The following is a 22,806-nucleotide window of genomic DNA, read 5'->3' as shown; positions in this document are numbered from 1 at the left end:
ACGGTGTAAACGATTCTTTTTTTACTTCAAATTAGTGCATTCCCTTCACAGACATGCTAACATAGTTACATAGCACGATTTATTCACCAAACAGTCGTAGCTTCATACCCTGTGTATAACAGATGCTGCAGCGTTTATGCGCTTTCGACATGGTTTTGCTCCGCGAAAACGAAGCAGATGCTACCGAAAAGGAGGATCCTATCATGAAAATCGAACGACTCAATCAAGACAAAATACGAATTTTTCTAACGTTCGACGACCTGCTGGAGCGTGGGATCCAGAAGGAAGACATGTGGCGCGAAATTCCGAAGGTGCATGAGTTATTCAGTGAAATGATGGACCAAGCCTACAATGAACTCGGGTTTGATGCGAATGGACCGCTTGCTGTCGAGGTTTTTGCACTGCCGGCGCAAGGAATGGTCGTTATCGTCACACGAGGCAAGGTAAACGGGAAATCCGATGAACGAACTCAAGAAGAAGAAGACAACGACGAAGACGTCTACGAGATGGAAGTGACACTTGAGCAGAGCGATGTGGTTTTGTACGCTTTTCGAGATATCGAAGACGTCATCTCTGTTTGCAAGCAGCTCAAAGCCGCCAATATTGTAGACGACGGACGTCTATATGCCTATAACGGCAGATATATGCTTGCCTTCGAACCAGTCGGTGTAGAGTTGGCGCGTTACCATGCCATCATTGCCCTTCTGGCTGAATACGGAGAAGCAACATCAATTACAACAGCCGTTCTTGATGAATATGGCAAATTGATTATTGCTGCTGACGTCGTCAACGAAATTTGCACTCATTTCTAAAAGCTGGACCAATTAAAGCATCTGCTGCGGGCTTGACCTGTGCGCACGATGCTTTTTTTTGCTCTGCTGGGGGACTGCTACTCCGAATAGTTGAAGTTATTCCCGCTCATATTACTTATGATAAGGTGGTGGAGTACCGATGACGGCAATGGATACGAATGATATGCTAACAGCTACGCAGCTGGTCATTGAAGAGGCGCTTCAGAAACTAGGCTATGGCCAGGATATGATTGATCTGCTCAAAGAGCCGATGCGTCTTTTAACGGTCAGAATTCCAATCCGAATGGATGATGGGACGACCAGGGTATTTATCGGTTATCGTTCTCAGCATAACGATGCGGTAGGGCCTACTAAAGGCGGGGTTCGGTTTCACCCGGATGTGAACGAGATTGAAGTTAAGGCGCTTTCGATCTGGATGAGCATCAAATGCGGAATCGCTAACCTTCCCTACGGAGGAGGCAAAGGGGGCATTATTTGCGATCCCCGCAAAATGTCCTTTCGAGAATTGGAACGGCTAAGCCGCGGCTATGTACGTGCAATCAGCCAAATTGTAGGCCCGACTAAGGATATACCAGCCCCTGACGTGATGACCAATTCACAAATCATGGCATGGATGATGGATGAATACAGCCGGATCCGCGAATTTGATTCGCCTGGATTTATTACGGGGAAACCGCTTGTTCTGGGAGGTTCATTGGGCCGTGAGAGCGCCACAGCGCGCGGTGTCGCGATCATGATTGATGAGGCGCTGAGAAAGAAAGGTATTCCTCTGAGCAATGCCCGCGTCGTTATTCAAGGATTTGGCAATGCGGGGAGTTACCTGGCCCAATTCATGTATGAAGCTGGTGCCAAAGTTATAGGTATTTCGGATGTGAACGCAGCATTGTATAATGAGAATGGGCTGGATATTGAAGACTTGATGGATCGGCGGGATTCTTTTGGGACTGTAACCAATTTATTCAAGGACACGATATCCAATGAGGAGCTTTTGTCACTGGATTGTGACATTCTTGTACCTGCAGCGATCGAAAATCAAATAACGGCCGACAACGCAGACAACATTCGTGCTAAAATAATTGTCGAGGCGGCCAACGGCCCTACGACGCTTGAAGCGACTCGGATCGTTACAGATCGGGGGATACTTCTTGTTCCTGATGTACTTGCAAGCGCCGGCGGTGTTATCGTTTCTTATTTTGAATGGGTTCAAAATAATCAGGGCTACTATTGGTCCGAAGCTGAAGTGGATATGAAACTTCGCGAAATGATGGTCCGCGGCTTCAATCAGGTCTATGAATTGCATCAATCACGAAAAGTGAATATGCGGCTTGCCGCTTATATGGTCGGAGTGAGGAAAATGGCCGAAGCCGTTCGTTTCCGCGGTTGGGTCTGAACGAAGGCGAAGCAGATGCTTAGGAGGATTACTCTGCAAAAGCATTGTTTAAGCTTTCGAAGCAGTGGTTGCCCAAAGATAACGTGAACCGTTATCTTTGGGCAGCATAATTTTTAGGAGGTGACGACAGGATGCTGCTTTTCTCCATATTGACGGCTGCGGTTGCGCCGGGGATTTCTTTGCTAACTTATTTTTATTTGAAAGACCGATATGAAGCCGAACCGATTCATATGGTGATTCGCGTCTTTCTGCTCGGCGTGCTCATCGTGCTTCCAATCATGGTGATTCAACGCGGCCTCCTGCTATGGTGGAGCGACCAGCCTTTTTTATTCGCATTCGCCATATCCGCCGGGGTGGAGGAATTGGTAAAATGGTTTGTGCTCTACCACATCATTTATAACCATACAGAGTTCGATGAGCCTTATGATGGAATTGTGTATGCCGTAGCTATCTCGCTCGGTTTTGCAACGGTGGAGAATGTGCTCTATGCGGTGTTTCAGCCAGCTACGTTCGGTACCTTGCTAGTGCGTGCGCTGCTTCCCGTTTCAGGACATGCTCTTTTCGGAGTCACGATGGGCTATTATTTGGGAAAAGCGAAATTTGCCCAAAACAAGCCGAATCGAAGCTTCTTATTTCTCTCGGCGGCTATCCCGGTCATCGAGCATGGAGTCTATGATTGGATTATGGGATCACGCACGACGTATTGGGTCTGGTTTATCGTTCCTCTCATGATTTACTTGTGGATTAAAGGTCTGCGCAAAATGAACCGGGCCAGTGCGCGTTCACCGTTTCGACTGGTCGGACGCGAGGAAGAGGTTAAGCTGTAATGTTTTCGTCCATAATAAGGGAAGAAAACATTCAGGAGGGCACTACGAAACAATGATCTCGGCACGTGTGAAAGTGATGATTCGGTGTAAGGTTTGCGGTGAAAAGTTTGTGCTTCGCGGCCGCAGGGAGAAGGATCGGATCGATACCGGTTTTAAGCAATGTCTATGCGATAATGCCAATGACTTCGAGGTAGAGGAACGGGCGCTGTAAATTTCACGGGTCTGCAGCGGCTCAACTTTTCAAATTCCAAAAGGGTAACTTACCCAAAGATGCATAAAGCTCCTTCGGGCAAACCAAACTAGCAGTAGGTTTGCATACGAAAGGAGCTTTTGTCTTATGTATCGTAGATTGAGCGCTGTGCTGTTCCCGGTTATGACCCTGTTTTTTATCGGGTCGATTTATTGGGGGTATCAAGAGCATCAAGAAAAGAATTCGATTTTGATAAAGGCGGAGAACCAATATCAGCGTGCCTTTCATGATTTGAGCTACCATGTTGAGCAGCTCCATAGAGAGCTCGGAAATACGCTTGCTGTTAATAGCACCTCACAGGGTTACCATCGTAAGGGGTTAGTTAACGTATGGAGGCTGACAAGTGAAGCGCAGAATGAGATCAATCAACTGCCTTTGACGCTTCTTCCGTTTAACCGTACAGAGGATTTCCTCTCACGGATCGCTAATTTCTCCTACAAAACATCGGTCCGCGATCTATCGAAGCACCCGCTAAGTAAAGATGAATACAAAATGCTAAAAACGTTATATGGAAACTCCGAGGACATATCCAATGACCTGCTGAAGGTGCAGGATAAGGTGATTTCTAAGAATCTCCGCTGGATGGATGTCGAAACGGCTCTGGCTACGGAGAAATCTTCGTTAGATAACACAATCATTGATGGGTTTAAAACCGTTGATAAAAAGGTGAGCGAATATCCGGAAATCAATTGGGGACCATCAGTTTCCAGCATGTATCAGAAACGCACGATTCAGATGCTAAGCGGAGAGAAGAAGTCACCCGAGGACATTAAGAAGCTTGCAGCTGATTTCCTGAAATTACCGGACACCAGCGGCATTAAAGTGATAGAGAATGGAAAAGGAACGGAGTTTGCTTCCTATTCTGCTACAGTCAGCAAAGGGAAGTCAGATGATGCGATTCATCTCGATTTCACGCAAAAGGGCGGTAAGCTGATCTGGTTCATGAATCCGCGTAAGATCGGCAAAGAAACCATAACAATGAAAGACGCTGAACGAAAAGGGATTGATTTCCTTGCCAGGCATGGATATCAAGGCATGAAATCAATCAATTACGATCAATATGATTCCGTTGGGGTATTTACCTGCGTGGGAACGCAGAATGGCGTATTGATCTTTCCAGAGAAGCTTACTGTGAAGATTGCTTTGGATAACGGTGAAGCAGTCGGCATGCAGGCGAACGATTACATCTATGAGCACCATAAACGGAACATCCCGAAACCTAAAATTATGAGCGCCGAAGCACGAGCTGCTCTGAATCCTGACTTTAAAACGAAGTCTGAGCGTATGGCGCTCATCAAGAATGATGAAGGCAGCGAAGTGTTGTGCTACGAATTTGTAGGACGCATCAACGGCGGAATGTACCGGATATACATAAATGCAGATACCGGTACAGAGGAATCTATTGAACAAATGCCTGAATAGGCTCAAAGACGTGCGACTTTAGCACGTCTTTTTCTTTTGCGGCGCATCCCCCCAAGTTTCGACATGCTGTGCTATAATCTAGAAAATGGGAGGAAACGACTATGCCGCCGATTGTTAACCAGTTTTTGTACCTGCAGGTGGCTTCATCTGACGAAGAGGAAGCTTCTGCGGAATACAAATCAAGAATTGCTGATTCCAATGATGACGAACTTCTCATTGATGTGCCGATTATCGAAGGATCCGGACGTCTCAAGCGCCTTTTTCATGGAGACGAGCTATCCGCTTATTATATAGCTGAGGATGGTGTGAAAAGCTTTTTTAATTCTCATGTAATCGGATTCAAAGAAGATGTCGTGAAGCTTGTCCGCATTCGCAAGCCGGATATAGGCAGCATTACAAAAGTACAGCGCCGTCATTTTCTGCGTGTAGCCGCAGAATTGGAAATAGCAATCAGCATGTCAGCGCATGTCCGGTTTATCGGAATAACGGATGATGTTGGCGGAGGCGGGATCTCTTTTGTTGTCGATGGCCGATGGCCGATCAAACATGAAACGATCCTCGATTGCTGGCTGCTCGTCCCTTATCGCAACGGCTCGGTTGATCATTCTTCGTTTGAGGCTGAAGTAGTAAGAGTAAAGTCTACAGAAACAGGAAAAAACCAAATCATGGCCAAGTTTTCCAGCATAACGGATGGAGAACGTCAAAAAATTATCCGTTACTGCTTTGAACGCCAGCTCGATATCCGAAAGAAATAATAAGTTCTTTGTTTTCCATCTTCATTCACATGCATAATGCTGCAGTTCATGGAAAAAACTAACCCTACTAACATAAGGAGGTTTTTTCCATGAATGTACGTCATTTACTGCAGCTTCGCAAACGCCGCTCATTCAAAAGCAGCTCAAAACATTTTACCGACCTGTCTGATCATGTCACGGAAATCCTCAAAAAGATCGTTATTTTATTGCTCATTGCCGTTGTTTTGAGCCAGCTGGCCCTTCAAATTCCGCAGGTAAGAATGTGGATAACAGGCGTCGACCGGTTGGAAGGATCTCCCTTTTGACGGTTCCTGTTCTTTGCATCTCTATGGCTGCTGTGGTATAATTTCTACTATCGCAGGCAGAGCCTGCTTTTTTCATGATGAAAAGGGCATGGTTTGCAGCAGCTGATGACTACCCAAGGAGGTCAAACACCGTTGAGCAAGAATGGGGTACGTTATAATGGCCGCATTAACGTGGCGATTGATGGACCAGCCGGTGCCGGCAAAAGCACAGTAGCCCGAAAGGTTGCCGAGAGTCTTGGCTACATTTATGTGGATACTGGCGCTATGTACCGCGCGGTAACTTTGGCCGCAAACCGCTCAGGTATTGAACCCCATGAATCGGACAGGCTGAAGGAACTTGTGGAGTCCATACATATTCGTTTGAAGCCCGGTGTGGAAGGACAAACTGTTCTTTTGAACGGAGAAGATGTAACTCAAGCGATTCGCACTAGAGACGTAACGCTTCGAGTCTCGCAAGTTGCCTCACATGAAGCCGTTCGAACGCGGTTGGTCGATATCCAGCGCGAACTTGCCGCATTAAAAGGAATTGTGATGGACGGCCGCGATATCGGGACTCAGGTTTTGCCGCAAGCGGAATTAAAGGTTTTCCTAGTCGCAAGCGTGCAAGTCAGAGCTCTTCGCCGCTATCAGGAATTGAATGAAAATGAAAGAATCCCGCTTAATCAGCTAGAGGAAGAGATCGCACAGCGAGATCACAGTGATGAAAATCGCGAAATTTCACCGCTTACCTGTGCTAAGGATGCAGTCGTGCTGGACAGCACGGAGCTGACAATTGACCAAGTTGTCGCACTTATTCTAGACTTAAGCCGAACCAAATTGGCGGAGGCGAAGTAAACTATGGTATATAATATTTGCCGCAGCCTTCTTCGCTTGATTTACGCCGTGTTATTTCGATTCGAGGCAAGCGGTACAGAGAACATCCCTGCAACCGGTCCTGTCGTCCTTTGCGCAAATCATATCAGTGTGTTTGATCCGCCAACCGTAGGGATTAAACTTCAGCGCAAGGTGCATTACATGGCCAAGGCAGAATTGTTTAACATTCCGTTATTTGGATCTCTCATTCGAACGGTTGGTGCATTTCCTGTAAAACGCGGGGGTGTCAGCAAAGAAGCCATTCGCAGCGCAATCAGTTTGCTGAAGGATGGCGGCGTGATGGGTATTTTTCCAGAAGGAACGCGCAACTCTTCGTCCGGTATGGGCAAGAAGGGCGCAGCAATGATTGCAATGCGGAGTTCAGCTACCGTTATACCGGTCGCGATAATCGGCAAGTATGGTATTTTTCGCAAGATGAGAGTTCGTTATGGCAAACCCGTTGATCTTACTGCCTTCATTGATGATTCCTCACCCGATGTTCTGGAGCGGGTAACAGATGCCATTATGCTGGAGATTCGGCAGATGGTTCATCAAAAGTAATTATTTTATGCGTTTTTATTTATGTTTTAGACGGTGAGCTGAAGAGAGTTGTTTCAACTTGAAGCATCACGTTTAAATAAAGTTGGGGTATGAACTGAGGAGGTTATTTCAAATGTCAGAAGAAACAAAAGTGCAAGAAACCGCAGCAGAGGAATCGATCAGCCAAGACGCTATGGATAATTTCGTGTCCTTGAAAAAAGGTGACACAGTGAAAGGATCGATCGTCAAGATTGAAGATAACCAAGTGTTTGTAAGCCTTGGATATAAATATGACGGGGTCATTCCACTTCGCGAGCTCTCCTCGATTCAAATCGAGAATGCAGCTGACGCAGTTCAAGTAGGTCAAGAGGTTGAATTGAAAGTGGTTAGCATCGACGATGAGAAAGAAAAACTCGTTCTTTCCAAAAAAATCGTTGACGGAGAACGCGCTTGGGATACTCTTCAAAGCCGTTTCGAATCCGGTGAAATCTTCGAAGTAACGGTTGCCGATGTTGTTAAAGGCGGCCTTGTTGCAGACGTGGGTGTTCGCGGATTTATTCCTGCTTCCATGGTTGAGCGTCATTTCGTAGAAGATTTCAGCGATTACAAGGGCCGTACGCTCCGTGTAAAAGTAAAAGAAATCGACCGCGAGAACAACAAAGTGATCTTGTCCGCAAAAGAAGTTTTGGATGCTGAATTTGAGCAAAATAAGCAAACGATCATCAGCGGCTTGCAAATCGGTCAAGAACTTGAAGGAACGGTTCAACGTTTGACACCATTTGGCGCTTTTGTTGATATCGGCGGTATCGATGGACTTGTTCACGTATCCGAACTTTCATGGCAGCATGTTGCTCATCCGAAGGATGTTGTATCCGAAGGTCAAGCGGTTCGCGTGAAAGTACTTAAGGTAGATCCAGCTGCAGGCAAAATCAGCCTGAGCATTAAAGCTGCTCAACCAGGTCCTTGGGAAACTACCAGCGACAAATTCAATGTAGGCGATATCGTTACAGGTACTGTCCGCCGCATTGTAGCCTTTGGTGTTTTTGTTGAAATTGCACCAGGCGTTGAAGGTTTGGTTCATATTTCCCAGCTTGCGCACCGTCATGTGACAACTCCGCATGAAGTTGTTAAAGAAGGCCAAGAAGTGAAAGCGAAAGTGCTTGACTTCAACCCTGCTGAGAAACGCGTAAGCCTCAGCATCAAAGAAACAGAAGAAGCTCCTGAGCAGCCGGAACGCGCTCCACGCGCTGAAAGAGCGCCTCGTGCTTCGCAAAAAGTTGAGCTTAACAACCCGAACGTAAGCCTTAGCAATGAAAGCATGAGCTTCACTCTTGCTGAGCGTTTTGGCGATAAACTTAGCAAATTGAAATAACATTTATTTTCCTAATATAAGGAACAAGAAAAGCCGTTTATCTAGCAGAACACTGCGCAGATAAGCGGCTTTTTGCTGTCATTTTGAGGATGGACAGGTTCGATTAGGCTGGCGATCCATAGCGCATAATAAGGGATACGAGAGGTGATTGAGGATGAATGATGGTTATATTGCGGTCTGGTTTCTAACAATAGGCATCATATTATTCATGACAGGGTGGCAGGAGCAGGTGGCGGACCAGCTCTCACAAAGGTCGCTATCGCTAATTCTAGCGGGAGCATTCATGCTGCAATTCGTTACAATTCCGATCATTTCAGAACTAGCCGTTAAGGGAAGTGTAGTTTATATAACAGCTGTTACTGCAGCTTCTCTACTTTTACTTCGGCGGCCGGGAACCATTGTATATGTGTTGGTGTGCGGTGTATTAACTGGAATGATATGCCTATGGATCAGATATATGTACCTGCTCGATCCCGTTTTTATATTGTTGAATCCAGCCTGGGATGGTCCCTTAATCGCTGGATTGTTCGCTGGCCTGCTTTGCGACAGATTCCGGACGCAGTCTTCCGTAGTGGTTATTGCCGCAGTAATTTCTCCGCTGCATGCTGTTATTCATACTTGGAACGGGATGCAGTTCGTAATCGGAAGCTTGGCATGGTGGGACGGCTTGATGATTTCACTGATGGTTGCCCGGGTAATCGGCAATTCAAAAGGGTGGCTTCGCCGAAAAACGCTGCCTGTCATGGATGAGCCGTCAGGACAAAGAGGGGGAGGGTAAGCAGCGATGTGGGAACATTTGAAATCGGGTCATCCTTATCATGTGCTGTACGGGATTATGCTGGGAGTTGGATTCGGGGTGATTGCAAGACTGATGATGCTGCGCACGGATTACCGGCAGTACCCGACCTACCCGCATGGGAGAATCATTCATATTTCACTTGGTGTTATTGCAGCGGCGCTTGGAGCGGTAGCAGTACCGGCGATGTATAAGAAAGACTTCACGGCGATCACTTTCCTGACGCTTGCAGCTCAGCAGTTCCGGGATGTTCGCAAGATGGAGCGGGATACGTTAACTCAAATAGACAGCATGGAGCTTGTTTCACGGGGGACAACCTATATTGAAGGAATCGCTATGGTCTTTGAGGGACGAAATTACCTGGTTATCTTATCGGCGTTATTGACGACGCTGGCATCTCTTGCGCTTGGACTGCCTTTCGGCGTTATAATGGGAGGTTTAACTCTTCTGCTCGTGAATGTGCTGAAGTCTGGAAAATCCGTCTCGCATATAGCCAAAGTAGAATTGGCAGATGTGCGTGTCGATGGTCCGGATTTATTCGTGGGCGATATTTATATTATGAATGTGGGATTGGTTTCGAATCAGCAGCTGATAGCTGAGCGCGGACTTGGCGTAATTTTGACTCCTTATAATGCAAACGGCAAAGCGACTTTAAGTAACTTAGGGCAGCGGCAGGCCATTCTATTTGATGTCTCGACTGTGCTTGGGGTGTATAGAGATGACGGGGAACCTGCTCTGATGCCAATGGCTAAGCTCGATATGAAGGATGGGCGCTTAGCTGTGTTTCTGCTTCCCCAAGAGAAAGACGGGGCAAAGGCTATTGCCGTTGTTGAGCGAGCTCCGATTTTGGAATCTGCTGTGAGGATGCCGACTGAAGCAAGCGTGAACCAGGGGAAGGAGGAGCAGCATGGCTAAAATTGTGGCGATCGTGACTATTGAACGGAATGCTGTCGCCGGCGGAGCCCCGATTTTTGTAGAACCTGACACGAATAAGCGAGAATCGACGGCGTTCTTGCTCGAAAAAATATTGGATGCGAACGCACATGATTTGAAGAATGGAACTTTCATTTTGGTTGATCATAGACATGAATGAAAAGTTAGCCAAGCCCGGCGTTTTTTGCTATGATGGTAGGCGTGAGTCATTTCGTAAGATTAAGCAGTCGTTTACAATTGCGTTTTCATTGTATGCCATTACAGGTAAAAGGGACGGAATAGACCCGTTACGCTTTAAATATAAGGAAGTACACCCTCTACTATACTTTGCTTGTATTTTTAGAATCCTACTGCATGACCATTCTAAACGGCGAAGCCGTATTTTTATGAGCGTATGCTTACAATGTGAGAGTTCACTTTATGATGGTGCCGCATCTGCGGTATATCGGATAAAAGCGGCGCTAAAACTTGGAGGAGTGAAATAATGTCAAAACCCATCATCGCCATTGTAGGGCGTCCAAATGTGGGAAAATCAACGATATTCAATCGGATCATTGGTGATCGGTTAGCGATCGTTGAGGATAAGCCCGGCATAACGCGAGATCGTATTTACAGCTCTGGAGAATGGAATGGCAGAGCATTCAGTGTCGTTGATACGGGCGGTATCGAGATCGACGGTGAAGACGAAATTATGAAGTCTGTACGTATGCAGGCGGAGCTTGCTATTGAAGAAGCGGATGTCATCGTTTTTATGGTGGATGCCAAAGCTGGACTCACCAATGCCGATGATGAAGTGGCTCAAATGCTGCTCCGTTCACGTAAACCGATTGTTGTTGCTGTTAATAAAGTCGACAACCTGAATCGTCACGATGATATTTATGAATTTTATAACCTGGGCTTTGGCTCACCGATTCCGATTTCGGGAGCGCATGGCATGGGGATTGGCGACCTTCTGGATGCTGCAGTGGAGAAGCTTCCTGAGCTGACTGAAGAGAACTACGAGGATGATGTTATCCGGGTTGCTCTGATTGGACGCCCAAATGTCGGCAAGTCCTCACTTGTTAACGCACTCCTGGGGGAGGAGCGGGTTATCGTAAGTAATGTTGCGGGTACGACCCGTGATGCTATCGATACACCATTTGAACGGGATGGGCAGAAGTATGTTCTTATCGATACAGCGGGTATGCGTAAACGGGGCAAAGTCTACGAAACTACGGAGAAGTACAGCGTCATGCGTGCTTTGAAGGCGATTGAACGGGCTGATGTCGTTTTGGTTCTCATAAACGGTGAAGAGGGCATTATCGAGCAGGACAAGCATATCGCCGGTTATGCGCATGAAGCAGGCAAAGCTTCCATTTTTGTCGTCAACAAATGGGATGCCGTTGAAAAAGACGAGAAAACGATGCAAAATTTCACCCAAAACATTAGAGAAAACTTCTTGTTCATGACTTACGCACCAATCGTGTTCCTCTCAGCCTTGACGAAACAGCGGCTGCATAAATTGCTTCCAATCGTTACAAGAGTCTCTGAGCAGCATGCGCTCCGTATCCAAACGCATCTTCTTAACGACGTTCTTTCGGATGCCATCGCAATCAATCCGCCTCCAACGGATAAAGGCAGACGACTGCGGATTAACTACGCGACTCAAGTTGCCGTAAAGCCGCCGACAATCGTTCTATTCGCCAACGATCCGGAAATGATGCACTTCTCTTACGAGCGGTATCTGGAAAATAAAATCCGCGCCGCCTTCGACTTCGAAGGCACCCCAATCCGTATCTTCACCCGCCGCAAATCGGATGAAGACTAAACTTACGGAGAAGCTTACTAATCAGCCCTACACTAGCTTACGCAGTAAGCCCTGCAATTAGCTCATGCAATGAGTCTGCACTAGCTTACGAAGTAAGCGTAGTCGTCGCCGCATGAAAGCTTTGTCCCTCGGGGACATCTAATCGAGCTCGCTCCAGCAGGACCGACGAATATCCGGGTGTCCAGAGGGATGGATCCCTCGGGGTCCCCCTCCGGGGGATTTAGGGGGCGCAGTTGAAGCTTGAATTAAGGTTAATGTTTAGATGCTTTAAGAAAATTAATGATCTTAAAAAAGGGTGCCCCGAGGGAATCCCCCTCGAGAGCCTCCACAGGAGAGAATAATTTGCTCACAATCCTAGCAGTTCTAATCAGTTATTTATTAGGTTCGGTTTCATTTAGTATTTTGATTGCGAAATGGGTTAAAGGCATTGATATTCGGAACCACGGAAGTGGTAATGCCGGTGCGACAAACACTTTGCGTGTACTTGGGAAAGGTCCGGGTACGGCCGTCTTTCTGCTGGATATCGCAAAAGGGGTCCTAGCGGTATGGCTTGGAGTATGGATTGCCGGCGGAGATTGGGCGCCGGTTCTTTGCGGTCTAGCCGCAATTGCAGGCCACAACTGGCCGGTATACTTTGGGTTTAAAGGCGGGAAAGGCATTGCGACAACTGTAGGCGTCATGGCTACACTTGCCTTTATTCCCGCATTAATTGCAGGTGTGATTGCCATCATATTAATTGCCATTACCCGTTACGTTTCGCTGGGCTCCTTGATTCTGGCCTTACTGCTGCCTGTGTTTGTATGGATGATGGATAAACCGGCCGCGTATCTATGGGGCAGTTTGGTGATATGCGTGCTTGCATTCGTACGTCACCGTAAAAATATCGTCAAACTTCTTAAAGGCACTGAAAACAAGCTTGGCGCTAAAAAAGGGTAAGGAGGCTTGCATATGAACCGGAAAGCAGCTGTACTAGTCGCCGGAAGCTGGGGGACAGCTCTGGCAGCCGTTCTTGCTGACAACAACTTTGACGTCACTATATGGGCCCGCAATGCTGCTCAAGTTGAGGAAATCAACATGAGGCATACAAACAGCAAAGCATTGCAGGATGCCGTTTTACCGGATAATATAACGGCTACAACGAATATGGAGCAAGCTTTGACAGGTTCAGAAATTGTATTGTTTGTCGCCCCTTCTTCGGCTATGCGTGATGTGGCCAAGCAGGCTGCGCCTTTTATAGCTCCTGATGCTTTGTGCATTCATGCAACGAAAGGGTTTGAGTCTGGAAGCTATAAACGGATGACGACAGTTTTGTCTGAGGAGCTGAATTGCGACCCGAGCCAGCTCGTTGTCTTGTCGGGCCCGAGTCACGCGGAGGAAGTCGTGCTCAGGCAGCCTACGACGGTTGTAGTAGCCTCCGCATCGCAGGAGTCGGCTGAGCGGGCACAGGATGCGTTTATTACCCCTTATTTCCGGGTTTATACCAATATGGACGTGGTCGGCGTCGAGGTGGCCGGAGCGATCAAGAATATTATTGCTCTTGGAGCCGGTCTTACAGACGGGTTAGGTTTTGGGGATAACGCCAAAGCGGCGCTGCTTACGAGGGGGTTAGCTGAAATCAGCCGGCTAGGCAATGCAATGGGCGCCAATCCGCTCACTTTTGCAGGCCTGGCTGGGGTTGGCGATCTTGTTGTTACCTGTACGAGTAAGTTAAGCCGTAATTATCGAGCAGGCTTATTGCTTGCTGAGGGTCTTCCTTTAGATGAGGTCCTCACTCGTGTTGGAATGGTCGTAGAAGGCGTCAGAACAACAAGCGCGGCTCATGAGCTCTCCAAACAATACGACGTCGTCATGCCGATCTCAGAGCAGTTATTTGAAGTGTTATTCGAAAATAAACCGCCGCGCAGCGCCGTTGAATCTTTAATGGGCCGCGGCCGTACGCATGAAATGGAAGAGGTTGCGGGCTCTTGGGGCCTACACCAATCATAATCATCGCTCATATGATGCTAGCAGCAACTAAGCGGATGTCTCACTCATCTGCTTTGCTTGAGGAGGGATGATATGAGTGGTAAAAACAATATTTCCAAAGATGTCCTCAGCGCAGTAAACAAAAAAACGGGCAAGCCAATTACCGAAAGTGCGGTTAAGAAGCTGGCCAGCAATGTTTCCGAAGATACAATTCAAAATGAAGATGAGCTTCGCAAGCTGATCAAGTCGGTGTCGGATATGGCCAAAGTACCGGTATCGGATAAAACCATTAATGACATTGTCGGGGCTGTGAAGAAAAGCGGCATGAATATGAACAACATTGAAACGCTTATGAAGTTTATGATCAAGAAGTGAGGAAGAGGACAGAAGCAAGGCATGCCCGGCATCCTTTGAGCCGGAAGTCGCCTTTTGCTTCTGTCTTTTTTAATGACGCTGGGGCGGTATCTTCGTATTGTCACAGTCACGTTTAGGACGTAAGTAGCCGTATAAACGCGACTAGTGGTATAATAGAACGAATATTTGTCGTACAAGGGTGGCGGAGATAAAAGATGGATCCAATGATGAAGATGTGGGTTTCGTTAGTAGGGATCGGGCTTATGGCGATAGCGGCTGTTATTATTTCTTTAGCTCGATATAAGACAAAAGGTGTTTTGAGAGGTATTCTATCCTTTATCGCATTTGGAATGCTGGTGCTCGGCGGAATACTCGGTTTTATTTCCATTACATAACGAAAGTCATAAAAGTCCACAATGGAGAGAGGAAGTCAGCATACCTTATGCTAGAACTTATTAGTCGAACACGCTCGATTACAGTAGAGGCCGAAGAAGGCATGTCTTTACTTGATTTGGCAATGAAGCATGATCTGGACTGGGCATTTTCTTGTACACGGGGCACTTGTGCGAGATGCCGCTGTTTTGTAGAAGAAGGAGCGGATTTTTTAGAGGAAGTTACGGATGCAGAATGGGACCGCATGAACCCGGAGGAATTTGAACAAGGTTACCGTCTTGCCTGCCAGGCGTTGATCAAGTCGGATGCGGGTCTAATTAAAGCCGTTAACAAACCTTATTTCTAAATTGAAGGACGTGGGGCCTATGGATGCAAATGATCCCATTAATCGGGCATTAGTTATGATTGCACAAGCGGCAGAAGCGAGTGACGCCGTCTGGTTGGTTGGCGGTAGTACAGGGCTTATGCTTCGCGGCTTGCAATTGAATAAACGTCCCAATGACTTGGATTTGTACGCGGATGAAGAAGATGCCCTTAAGCTGCACGAGCTGCTGCTGCCGTTTTCCGTAGATGCACAGCAAGTGAGCGTCACAGGGATTTATCGTTCGGTGTTAAGTCACTATAGCATTGAAGGCATTTCGGTTGAACTTGTAGGCGGTTTCGAAATCAAGTCAGGAGCTGGCCGTTACGGTGTCGAGGTTAGAGAAGTTCTGGCCCCTTATAAGGACATGATTGAAATGGGCGGCTATGAGATTGGAATTGTTCCGCTTGCCCATGAAATGTGGTTTAATCTTCTCCGCGGACGCGATGATCGTGTTCATCTGATTGCGGAGGAACTGAGTAAGCAATCCGAGCTGCACCGGGATGCTTTTATCCATATCGAGGCAAGAAATGAACTGAATGCCGAGCTGATCGGCATGATTCATAATTGGTTGGGTCATGAAGAAACGAGGAGTATGTCATGAATGTAACGGTCACATTTCTCCCCTCCGGACGGAGCGTCAGCGTCAGAGCCGGAACAACGGTGCTTGATGCAGCCAGGCGTGCCGGTGTTTCAATACGCACAAGATGTGATGGCAAAGCCGCCTGTCTGATGTGCAAAGTAGTTGCAGACAGCAGTTCGGGACTATCTCCGCTCAGTGATAATGAGAGGTATAAGCTTGCAGGTATGGACCGCTCAGGCACAAGATTATCCTGCCAGGCCAGAGTTGTGGGCCATACAGTCGTCGAGGTGCCTGAAGACCCTCTAAGAGCAGCCGTAAGGCGCCAGCTGATGCGGCAGGCTGAAGAGGATGAGCTTTGGTAGAAGCAGAGCCCAGTACAACGAAAGATTATGCTTACGATGCAGGTTTTGCTTTTTTTGTGGCTAGTCGGCACAAGAGATGAAACCACGCAATAATTATCAGGAGGCTCCATGAAAAGAAACTTCTTTAAACATGCGGCTGCGGCTGCTCTGATTGCGGTGATGACAGTCCTATTATCGGGCTGTTTGTATCCGAAGGATCAATTGGAGCAAAACAAAATGCCGCCTAAAGATGCCATACTTAGTGTACAAGCTGTCATTGATCAGTATCAGAAAGATACCGGCTTGCTTCCCATACAGAATAGTAAGCCGGATACGCTTGTGTATGAGAAATACCGAATTGATTTCGATAAGCTGCAGCGGATGAATTATATTTCGGAAATTCCGGCAACAGCCTACGAGAAAGGCGGCAGCTACTATTATCTGATCATTAACGAGGAGACGGATCCCACGGTTAAACTTATGAATCTCGTGATCTATCAACAGGTTAATGATCTTCAAGCCTCTGTCAAATCGTATTCCGATGCTCATAAAGGAAAGCTGCCGGCCGGTAAATCCGTATATCCGGATTTCACAGGCCTTGATTTTAAGGAAATGGGAATCAAGGAACCCGTACTATCGAGTGTATTTTCGGGACAGACTCTTTCAACGATCATGGATGCCAAAGGTAACGTATACCTTGACTACGGCATCGATATTACACAAGTGCTCCAGAAGCTCGGCAGCGGCAAAAAGCCGGATGACAAGCAGGATTTACGGGCCTTGTTAGCGAACCAATCGGATTTAGTGCCCGTTAAAGCGCCGATCTATCGGCTCCGCGGCGGTGAGCCGCAAGCCATGCTGAAGTAGCCTAATAACGGATAGAAACCTCTTTCGCTTCCTAAGCGGGAGAGGTTTTTTTGATGAGATTGGAATAGGTTAGCCGTTTCTCTCATATATCTCAATCTTGGAAGGTCGGAACGGGAGAAGTTAGCGAAATCGAAAGATTTCATCAACCTAGTCGTCATAATTGGGACGAACGCGTAATAAGATGTTACTAGTCCAAAATCATGTACGAGTTGCGTCGCAAGCGAATCCAGCCGGAATCGGTTAGCGGCGAACCCTGACGACACGCAGCAGGAGGAAGCACAGCAATAACGGTACGTCCATGTACTGGCGAATTTCGATTTGGAGGGGATATTCAGTGGAGAAAGTGGACATTTTCAAGGACATAGCCGAACGTACTGGCGGGGATATTTACCTCGGCGTTGTTGGTGCGGTCCGCACGGGCAAATCAACCTTCATTAAACGGTTCATGGAGACGGTTGTGCTGCCAAACATCACGAACGATGCCGATCGGGTAAGAGCTATCGATGAGCTGCCGCAAAGCGCTGCAGGCAAAACCATTATGACAACCGAGCCGAAATTTGTACCTAATCAAGCGGTACAGCTTCGTGTGGCAGAAGGTCTTGATGTAAACATCCGGCTTGTGGATTGTGTAGGATATGCGGTGGAAGGTGCCAAAGGGTACGAGGATGAGAATGGCCCACGTATGATTACGACACCATGGTTTGAAGAACCGATTCCTTTCCAAGAAGCAGCTGAAATCGGCACGCGCAAAGTCATTCAAGAACATTCCACGCTTGGCGTAGTCGTTACGACGGACGGTTCTATTGCCGAAATTCCGCGCAGCTCCTATGTAGAAGCAGAAGAGCGGGTCATTAATGAACTGAAGGAAGTGGGTAAGCCGTTTGTGCTTATCGTTAACTCCACACGTCCTAAGAGTGATGAAGCTCTCCAGCTGCGCAGCGAACTGCAAACGAAATACGATATTCCGGTCATTACGCTGAGTGTGGCTACGATGGGGGAAGAAGAAGTCATCTCCGTGCTTCGTGAGGTACTCTACGAGTTCCCGGTACACGAAGTGAATGTCAACCTGCCGAGCTGGGTTATGGTGCTGAACGATAACCACTGGCTGCGCAGCAATTACGAGAATTCAGTACGTGATACCGTGAAGGATATTCGCCGTCTGCGCGATGTCGATCGCGTCGTTACGCAATTTATGGAATACGAATTCATTGCCAGAGCCGGCCTAAGCGGAATGAACATGGGGCAGGGCGTTGCAGAGATCGACCTGTATGCGCCGGATGAGCTTTATGATCAAATCCTGATGGAAGTGGTCGGCGTTGAGATTCGCGGCAAGGATCACCTGCTGCAGCTCATGCAGGAATTCTCTCATGCCAAACGTGAATATGACCGGTTCGCGGAAGCGCTGGAGATGGTGAAGACGACAGGCTACGGCATTGCGGCTCCATCACTTGCCGAGATGGCGCTGGACGAACCTGAACTCATCCGTCAGGGCTCACGTTTCGGTGTTCGTTTGAAGGCGACCGCCCCTTCCATACACATGATTCGTGTGGATGTCGAATCGGAATTCGCTCCGATCATTGGGACAGAGAAGCAAAGCGAAGAACTCGTTCGTTATCTGATGCAGGATTTTGAGAATGACCCGATTAAGATCTGGGAATCGGACATTTTTGGACGCTCGCTTCATTCGATTGTTCGCGAAGGTATTCAAGGCAAGATCGCCATGATGCCTGATAATGCGAGGTATAAGCTTCAAGAGACGCTGGGTAGGATTATTAATGAAGGCTCTGGCGGCTTGATTGCGATTATCCTGTAATACAGAAACTAAGGTCTATAAGAGGCACGCTGCTGCGTGTCTCTTTTTCATTTGAAGAAAAGCAAAATTCGCCGCTATTCGACATGTTAACCTTAATTTCCGATTGACATACTTGGTGATAATGATACTATTATACTGATTACAAAGATAAAAAGCAGGTTAGCTTCCAAATTAAGGTTCACTCATAAGAAGCTGCTGCGTGTTCACTACACAATTTTTAGGAGGAGAAACAAGAATGAAACCATGGGGAAAGAAATTAATGATTGTTGCAGCGGCGGCTTTAATGCTTATTCTCAGCGCTTGCGGAGCTAAGCAGAGCAATGAGGGAAGCAAAGACAATACGGCAGCTTCCAACCAAACGGATACAACGAACCAGGCTGCTGACAGTAAGCCAGGCGATGCTTCTCTTAAAGGCAAGAAGATAGCACTCGTTATGCAATTCAACACAGGTACATTCTCTTCACAATACATTGAAGGTGTGAAAGACCAAGTTGGTAAACTGGGCGGAGAGGTTCAAGTCTTTGCTTCGGATAATGATTTGGGCAAAATGTCCACGAATCTTGATGCTGCAATTAACCAAGGTTTTGACGGAATCTTGATCGACCATGGACAAGCCGGCGCACTTGAACCGGGAGTTAAGCGTGCTGTTGAGAAGAAGATTCCGGTCGTCGTTTTTGATGCGGATATCAAAGTGCCAGGCGTAACCGTCCTGCAGCAGGATGATAAAGTAATGGCCGAAATGTCATTGGAGCAGCTTGCTGCGGATGCAGGCGGCAAAGGTAATATCGTAAAAGTGTGGGTAGCAGGCTTCGCGCCAATGGAACGCCGCCAAACGGCTTATCAAGCTTTCCAAGCTAAATATCCTGACCTCAAAGAAGTATCCGCATTTGGCAATGCAAACAATCCGGCAATGGATACACAGGCACAAATGGAAGCTGTTCTGCGCAAATATCCAAACAAAGGGGATATTACTGCGGTTTGGGCAGCATGGGATGAGTTTGCCAAAGGGGCAGCTCGTGCGATTCAACAAGCAGGACGCACAGAAATCAAAGTTTACGGTATCGACATGAGCGACGAGGATTTGCAAATGATCCAAGATCCTGCAAGCCCATGGGTAGCATCGGCAGCTGTGGATCCAAAAGATATCGGCCGTGTACAAGTGCGCTTTCTCTATCAAAAATTTCATGGCGATCAAACAGATGATGTCGTTGTTCTGAACCCTGTGTTCGTTAAACGCGAGGATCTGCCCAAAGCGCCTGAGAAGGTCAATACGACACAGCTGAATCAATATGTAAAAGGTTGGGGCAACAGCGACCAAGGCTATACGGATTGGCTGAAAGAGCTTGAAGCTTCAAAATAAGGTACTCCATGATTCCGAGTAGGACAAGGCAGACAAGGAGGTAGTCATGGGAAAGACAAGCCAGCTTCGCATGAATAAGATCAACAAATCATTTGCCGGCGTATCTGCCCTGCAGGAGGTCGATTTTGAGGTTCGTGCAGGTGAAATCCATGCCCTTCTGGGTGCGAATGGAGCAGGCAAAAGCACGCTGATGAAAATATTATCCGGCGCTTATGAATTGGATTCCGGAACAATTGAAATCGATGGACAAGCAGCGGTTATCCGAACCCCTGGTGATGCAAAGGCGAATGGTATTCATTGTGTTTACCAGGAGGTGGATACCGCCCTTGTCCCGCATTTGTCTGTCACAGAGAATATTATGCTTGACCGGATCTCTTCCAGGGGCAGCTCATCCTGGCTGAGGTGGAGCAGTCTTCATAAGGAAGCGGAGACAGTCCTCGCCAGGCTCGGTGCCCATATACCGGTACGTAAACGAGTAGGCGAGCTCACGTTGGCGGAGAAACAGCTGGTCCTGATTGCGCGTCTATTAACGGAACAGGCAAAAGTAGTTATTTTTGATGAACCGACCGCACCGCTCAGCCTCGAGGAGGCTGAGCGGTTGTTCCTTGTCATGCATCAGCTTAAAAAGGACGGGATTGGCTGTATTTTTATCACGCACCGCTTGCCTGAGGTATTTCAAAACTGCGACCGGATTACCGTTATGCGCGATGGGCGCCATGTGCTGACAGCCCAGAAGAAGGACACTTCAATTGACGACATCGTAAAAGCAATGCTTGGCCGAACTTTCGCTGAGGAGTTTCCTAAAGTGGATGTTAAAATCGGCGGCAGCGTACTCGAAGTCAACGGTTTAACACGTTCGCACGCCGTCCGGGATGTCAGCTTTGAGGTGAAGGCTGGGGAAATCGTTGCGATCGTTGGACTGGTCGGGGCAGGCAAGACCGAACTATCCAGACTGCTCTTTGGCGCAGATGCCAAGGAATCGGGTTCAGTTAAGGTCAAGGGGCGTGAGATTGATCTGAGCCAGCCTTCGGAAGCCATCCGCGGCGGGATTGCACTTGTGCCGGAAGAACGCCGCAAACAAGGGATTCTGGTGTCCGAATCGGTGAAGAGAAATCTTAGTCTGCCCATTCTGAACCTGATTTCCAAGCTCGGTTTCCTCTCACATGCAGCAGAGAGTAAGAACGCAGAGACCTTAATCAGCCGGCTTGGCATTAAAGCTTCTTCAGCGGCTCAATCAACCATGTACTTAAGCGGCGGCAATCAACAAAAAGTTTCGATCGGCAAATGGCTGGCTGCTGACGTAAATGTTTTTCTGTTTGATGAACCGACTAAAGGCGTCGATATCGGGGCGAAAAGCGATATTTTTCGTATCATCGGAGACTTGGCCGGGCAGGGAAAAGCAATTGTCTACTTAACCTGCGAGTTTACGGAGGCAATTGGGATCGCTGATCGCATCATGGTCATGTGCGACGGCCGTCTTGTGGCCGCTTTTCCGCGGGGCGAGGCAACACAGGAGCAGCTGCTGCTATTTGCAAGCGGCGGAGAGGAAGTTTCACGATGAAGAACAAAACAATGGATTTCACCTTTAAATATGGATCATTGCTCGTTATTGCGCTCATAATTGTATTCCTATCTTTTTGGAATGAACACTTTTTCACATACAGCAATTTAACGGATATTTTGCGTTCCATCTCCATTGTGACATTCGTTGCGATCGGAGTTACGTTCTCGCTCACAGTTGATGGCTTCGACCTGTCTGTCGGCTCGACCGTTTCGATTACAACCGTGGTAGCATCGGCATTAATGGTCTGGTATCAGCAGCCGTTAATCGTCGTCATTGTCATTCCATTACTAATCGGGGCGATCGTAGGATTGATAAATTCCTTCCTGATCGTCCGCGTCCGGATACCGGATTTGCTCGCCACACTTGCCATTATGTACATTGTAGCAGGTGTTCACAAAACGTTTACAAAAGGGTATTCGATATACAATAACATGCAATTGACAGACGGAACCACCGCTCCCGGCAAATTCACAGATTCCTTTCTGTGGCTTGGCCAAGGGAAGCTCCTCGGCATTCCGGTTCCGGTTATTTTGATGATTATCGCAGTTGTTGTTGTGCATCTGTTTTTTGCCTATACACGCTGGGGCCGCCAGATGCAGATGACGGGCGGCAATGAAGAGGCTGCGCGTCTTTCCGGAGTGCGGGTTAAACGTATTCGTACGGCGGCATACGTGGCTTCCGGCCTATTTGCTGCTATCGGCGGCATTCTGTTTGCCGCGCGCGTTGGAACGGGCCAAGTGGATGCAGGAGCCTCGCTGCTAATGGAATCTGTAGCGGCTGTATTCGTCGGTTACTCGGTGCTCGGAGCCGGGCGACCTAACATTATCGGGACCTTTTTCGGTGCCATTCTGATCGGAGTTCTTCTAAACGGGATGACGATGATGAACTTGCAATATTATACAACCGATATAATTAAAGGCAGCGTTTTGGTGCTCGCACTGGCTGTCACATTTATTCATCTCAACCGTAAAAAGGCATAAAACCCTAGTAATCTGTAAGGGAAATCTTAAGTCAACCTCTTGAAATTCTAAAGTCACTGTATTACTATAAATCTGTTCATGGTTCAGCATGCAGGAGCTGCACACTTATCCAAATTCTGAAATGAACGCGGAAACGATCGCTGTCAGCAATTTGACTACGAAAT

At 47.6% G+C, this 22,806-nt stretch carries 26 protein-coding genes; all 26 read left to right on the top strand.

What is annotated here, in order from left to right; genetic code table 11:
- Nucleotides 1-203: 203 nt before the first annotated feature.
- Complete coding sequence (locus tag ACFPYJ_RS17350; RefSeq protein WP_379189426.1) at nucleotides 204-812, top strand: genetic competence negative regulator; 609 nt, start codon at nucleotides 204-206, stop codon at nucleotides 810-812.
- Between the two features lie 139 nt (nucleotides 813-951).
- Nucleotides 952-2,202: a Glu/Leu/Phe/Val family dehydrogenase gene (locus ACFPYJ_RS17345; RefSeq protein ID WP_379189425.1), complete on the top strand. Its 1,251-nt coding sequence runs from the start codon at nucleotides 952-954 to the stop codon at nucleotides 2,200-2,202.
- Nucleotides 2,203-2,333: 131 nt separating this feature from the next.
- Entirely contained in the window at nucleotides 2,334-3,029 is a 696-nt protein-coding gene (gene prsW, locus ACFPYJ_RS17340; protein WP_379189424.1) for a glutamic-type intramembrane protease PrsW, read from the top strand.
- Between the two features lie 52 nt (nucleotides 3,030-3,081).
- Complete coding sequence (locus ACFPYJ_RS17335; RefSeq protein WP_379189423.1) at nucleotides 3,082-3,240, top strand: hypothetical protein; 159 nt, start codon at nucleotides 3,082-3,084, stop codon at nucleotides 3,238-3,240.
- A gap of 126 nt (nucleotides 3,241-3,366) precedes the next feature.
- Complete coding sequence (gene ypeB, locus ACFPYJ_RS17330) at nucleotides 3,367-4,701, top strand: germination protein YpeB (protein WP_379189422.1); 1,335 nt, start codon at nucleotides 3,367-3,369, stop codon at nucleotides 4,699-4,701.
- A 101-nt stretch (nucleotides 4,702-4,802) separates the two neighbouring features.
- Nucleotides 4,803-5,456 (top strand): flagellar brake protein, encoded by a 654-nt coding sequence (locus tag ACFPYJ_RS17325; protein WP_379189421.1) that lies wholly within the window; start codon nucleotides 4,803-4,805, stop codon nucleotides 5,454-5,456.
- An 89-nt stretch (nucleotides 5,457-5,545) separates the two neighbouring features.
- On the top strand, nucleotides 5,546-5,761 hold the full coding sequence (locus ACFPYJ_RS17320) for a hypothetical protein (RefSeq protein ID WP_379189420.1): 216 nt from the start codon (nucleotides 5,546-5,548) through the stop codon (nucleotides 5,759-5,761).
- 132 nt (nucleotides 5,762-5,893) lie between these two features.
- Nucleotides 5,894-6,595 carry a (d)CMP kinase gene (cmk, locus tag ACFPYJ_RS17315; protein ID WP_379189418.1) on the top strand — a complete coding sequence of 234 codons (702 nt, stop codon included), beginning with the start codon at nucleotides 5,894-5,896 and terminating at the stop codon, nucleotides 6,593-6,595.
- Between the two features lie 3 nt (nucleotides 6,596-6,598).
- Complete coding sequence (locus ACFPYJ_RS17310; protein ID WP_379189417.1) at nucleotides 6,599-7,174, top strand: lysophospholipid acyltransferase family protein; 576 nt, start codon at nucleotides 6,599-6,601, stop codon at nucleotides 7,172-7,174.
- Between the two features lie 112 nt (nucleotides 7,175-7,286).
- Nucleotides 7,287-8,525: a 30S ribosomal protein S1 gene (gene rpsA / locus ACFPYJ_RS17305; RefSeq protein WP_379189416.1), complete on the top strand. Its 1,239-nt coding sequence runs from the start codon at nucleotides 7,287-7,289 to the stop codon at nucleotides 8,523-8,525.
- A 154-nt stretch (nucleotides 8,526-8,679) separates the two neighbouring features.
- Nucleotides 8,680-9,303 (top strand): YphA family membrane protein, encoded by a 624-nt coding sequence (locus ACFPYJ_RS17300; RefSeq protein ID WP_379189415.1) that lies wholly within the window; start codon nucleotides 8,680-8,682, stop codon nucleotides 9,301-9,303.
- 6 nt (nucleotides 9,304-9,309) lie between these two features.
- Entirely contained in the window at nucleotides 9,310-10,236 is a 927-nt protein-coding gene (locus tag ACFPYJ_RS17295) for a YIEGIA family protein (protein ID WP_379189414.1), read from the top strand.
- The gene (locus ACFPYJ_RS17290; protein WP_379189413.1) at nucleotides 10,229-10,414 is read left to right on the top strand and encodes a capping complex subunit for YIEGIA; all 186 of its coding nucleotides are present in this window, start codon (nucleotides 10,229-10,231) and stop codon (nucleotides 10,412-10,414) included. The genes ACFPYJ_RS17295 and ACFPYJ_RS17290 overlap by 8 nt, the downstream gene beginning before the upstream one ends.
- 324 nt (nucleotides 10,415-10,738) lie before the next feature.
- Complete coding sequence (der, locus tag ACFPYJ_RS17285) at nucleotides 10,739-12,061, top strand: ribosome biogenesis GTPase Der (RefSeq protein ID WP_379189412.1); 1,323 nt, start codon at nucleotides 10,739-10,741, stop codon at nucleotides 12,059-12,061.
- 342 nt (nucleotides 12,062-12,403) lie between these two features.
- Nucleotides 12,404-12,997, top strand: a complete 594-nt coding sequence (plsY, locus tag ACFPYJ_RS17280; protein ID WP_379189411.1) for a glycerol-3-phosphate 1-O-acyltransferase PlsY — start codon at nucleotides 12,404-12,406, stop codon at nucleotides 12,995-12,997.
- Nucleotides 12,998-13,009: 12 nt separating this feature from the next.
- Nucleotides 13,010-14,047: an NAD(P)H-dependent glycerol-3-phosphate dehydrogenase gene (locus ACFPYJ_RS17275; RefSeq protein ID WP_379189410.1), complete on the top strand. Its 1,038-nt coding sequence runs from the start codon at nucleotides 13,010-13,012 to the stop codon at nucleotides 14,045-14,047.
- 72 nt (nucleotides 14,048-14,119) lie between these two features.
- Nucleotides 14,120-14,401, top strand: a complete 282-nt coding sequence (locus tag ACFPYJ_RS17270; protein WP_379189409.1) for a stage VI sporulation protein F — start codon at nucleotides 14,120-14,122, stop codon at nucleotides 14,399-14,401.
- A 194-nt stretch (nucleotides 14,402-14,595) separates the two neighbouring features.
- Complete coding sequence (locus ACFPYJ_RS17265) at nucleotides 14,596-14,775, top strand: DUF2768 family protein (protein ID WP_379189408.1); 180 nt, start codon at nucleotides 14,596-14,598, stop codon at nucleotides 14,773-14,775.
- 47 nt (nucleotides 14,776-14,822) lie between these two features.
- Nucleotides 14,823-15,119, top strand: coding sequence for a 2Fe-2S iron-sulfur cluster-binding protein (locus tag ACFPYJ_RS17260; protein WP_379189407.1), 297 nt, complete (start codon nucleotides 14,823-14,825; stop codon nucleotides 15,117-15,119).
- 19 nt (nucleotides 15,120-15,138) lie between these two features.
- Nucleotides 15,139-15,738, top strand: a complete 600-nt coding sequence (locus tag ACFPYJ_RS17255; protein WP_379189406.1) for a nucleotidyltransferase family protein — start codon at nucleotides 15,139-15,141, stop codon at nucleotides 15,736-15,738.
- Nucleotides 15,735-16,079, top strand: a complete 345-nt coding sequence (locus tag ACFPYJ_RS17250; RefSeq protein ID WP_379189405.1) for a 2Fe-2S iron-sulfur cluster-binding protein — start codon at nucleotides 15,735-15,737, stop codon at nucleotides 16,077-16,079. The genes ACFPYJ_RS17255 and ACFPYJ_RS17250 overlap by 4 nt, the downstream gene beginning before the upstream one ends.
- Nucleotides 16,080-16,187: 108 nt before the next feature.
- The gene (locus ACFPYJ_RS17245) at nucleotides 16,188-16,925 is read left to right on the top strand and encodes a hypothetical protein (RefSeq protein WP_379189404.1); all 738 of its coding nucleotides are present in this window, start codon (nucleotides 16,188-16,190) and stop codon (nucleotides 16,923-16,925) included.
- Nucleotides 16,926-17,259: 334 nt separating this feature from the next.
- On the top strand, nucleotides 17,260-18,738 hold the full coding sequence (spoIVA, locus tag ACFPYJ_RS17240; RefSeq protein WP_379189403.1) for a stage IV sporulation protein A: 1,479 nt from the start codon (nucleotides 17,260-17,262) through the stop codon (nucleotides 18,736-18,738).
- Between the two features lie 235 nt (nucleotides 18,739-18,973).
- Nucleotides 18,974-20,098 (top strand): sugar ABC transporter substrate-binding protein, encoded by a 1,125-nt coding sequence (locus ACFPYJ_RS17235; protein WP_379189402.1) that lies wholly within the window; start codon nucleotides 18,974-18,976, stop codon nucleotides 20,096-20,098.
- A gap of 46 nt (nucleotides 20,099-20,144) precedes the next feature.
- On the top strand, nucleotides 20,145-21,659 hold the full coding sequence (locus ACFPYJ_RS17230) for a sugar ABC transporter ATP-binding protein (RefSeq protein ID WP_379189401.1): 1,515 nt from the start codon (nucleotides 20,145-20,147) through the stop codon (nucleotides 21,657-21,659).
- Nucleotides 21,656-22,642, top strand: coding sequence for an ABC transporter permease (locus tag ACFPYJ_RS17225; protein ID WP_379189400.1), 987 nt, complete (start codon nucleotides 21,656-21,658; stop codon nucleotides 22,640-22,642). Before ACFPYJ_RS17230 ends, ACFPYJ_RS17225 begins: the two co-directional genes overlap by 4 nt.
- Nucleotides 22,643-22,806: the final 164 nt, after the last annotated feature.

It is taken from the genome of Paenibacillus solisilvae (assembly GCF_042656405.1).
GTDB classification, from domain to species: domain Bacteria; phylum Bacillota; class Bacilli; order Paenibacillales; family Paenibacillaceae; genus Paenibacillus_Z; species Paenibacillus_Z solisilvae.
This window is presented reverse-complemented; position numbering and strand designations above follow the sequence as displayed.

Coding starts and splice junctions, on each gene's coding strand:
- ACFPYJ_RS17255 (WP_379189406.1), top strand. CDS start 15,139: ATGGATGCAAATGATCCCATTAATCGGGCATTAGTTATGATTGCACAA.
- ACFPYJ_RS17275 (WP_379189410.1), top strand. CDS start 13,010: ATGAACCGGAAAGCAGCTGTACTAGTCGCCGGAAGCTGGGGGACAGCT.
- ACFPYJ_RS17295 (WP_379189414.1), top strand. CDS start 9,310: ATGTGGGAACATTTGAAATCGGGTCATCCTTATCATGTGCTGTACGGG.
- ACFPYJ_RS17230 (WP_379189401.1), top strand. CDS start 20,145: ATGGGAAAGACAAGCCAGCTTCGCATGAATAAGATCAACAAATCATTT.
- ACFPYJ_RS17225 (WP_379189400.1), top strand. CDS start 21,656: ATGAAGAACAAAACAATGGATTTCACCTTTAAATATGGATCATTGCTC.
- ACFPYJ_RS17245 (WP_379189404.1), top strand. CDS start 16,188: ATGAAAAGAAACTTCTTTAAACATGCGGCTGCGGCTGCTCTGATTGCG.
- prsW (WP_379189424.1), top strand. CDS start 2,334: ATGCTGCTTTTCTCCATATTGACGGCTGCGGTTGCGCCGGGGATTTCT.
- ACFPYJ_RS17270 (WP_379189409.1), top strand. CDS start 14,120: ATGAGTGGTAAAAACAATATTTCCAAAGATGTCCTCAGCGCAGTAAAC.
- ACFPYJ_RS17300 (WP_379189415.1), top strand. CDS start 8,680: ATGAATGATGGTTATATTGCGGTCTGGTTTCTAACAATAGGCATCATA.
- ACFPYJ_RS17325 (WP_379189421.1), top strand. CDS start 4,803: ATGCCGCCGATTGTTAACCAGTTTTTGTACCTGCAGGTGGCTTCATCT.
- der (WP_379189412.1), top strand. CDS start 10,739: ATGTCAAAACCCATCATCGCCATTGTAGGGCGTCCAAATGTGGGAAAA.
- ACFPYJ_RS17250 (WP_379189405.1), top strand. CDS start 15,735: ATGAATGTAACGGTCACATTTCTCCCCTCCGGACGGAGCGTCAGCGTC.
- ACFPYJ_RS17335 (WP_379189423.1), top strand. CDS start 3,082: ATGATCTCGGCACGTGTGAAAGTGATGATTCGGTGTAAGGTTTGCGGT.
- ACFPYJ_RS17260 (WP_379189407.1), top strand. CDS start 14,823: ATGCTAGAACTTATTAGTCGAACACGCTCGATTACAGTAGAGGCCGAA.
- ACFPYJ_RS17310 (WP_379189417.1), top strand. CDS start 6,599: ATGGTATATAATATTTGCCGCAGCCTTCTTCGCTTGATTTACGCCGTG.
- ACFPYJ_RS17290 (WP_379189413.1), top strand. CDS start 10,229: ATGGCTAAAATTGTGGCGATCGTGACTATTGAACGGAATGCTGTCGCC.
- ACFPYJ_RS17235 (WP_379189402.1), top strand. CDS start 18,974: ATGAAACCATGGGGAAAGAAATTAATGATTGTTGCAGCGGCGGCTTTA.
- ACFPYJ_RS17320 (WP_379189420.1), top strand. CDS start 5,546: ATGAATGTACGTCATTTACTGCAGCTTCGCAAACGCCGCTCATTCAAA.
- ypeB (WP_379189422.1), top strand. CDS start 3,367: ATGTATCGTAGATTGAGCGCTGTGCTGTTCCCGGTTATGACCCTGTTT.
- ACFPYJ_RS17345 (WP_379189425.1), top strand. CDS start 952: ATGACGGCAATGGATACGAATGATATGCTAACAGCTACGCAGCTGGTC.
- ACFPYJ_RS17350 (WP_379189426.1), top strand. CDS start 204: ATGAAAATCGAACGACTCAATCAAGACAAAATACGAATTTTTCTAACG.
- rpsA (WP_379189416.1), top strand. CDS start 7,287: ATGTCAGAAGAAACAAAAGTGCAAGAAACCGCAGCAGAGGAATCGATC.
- ACFPYJ_RS17265 (WP_379189408.1), top strand. CDS start 14,596: ATGGATCCAATGATGAAGATGTGGGTTTCGTTAGTAGGGATCGGGCTT.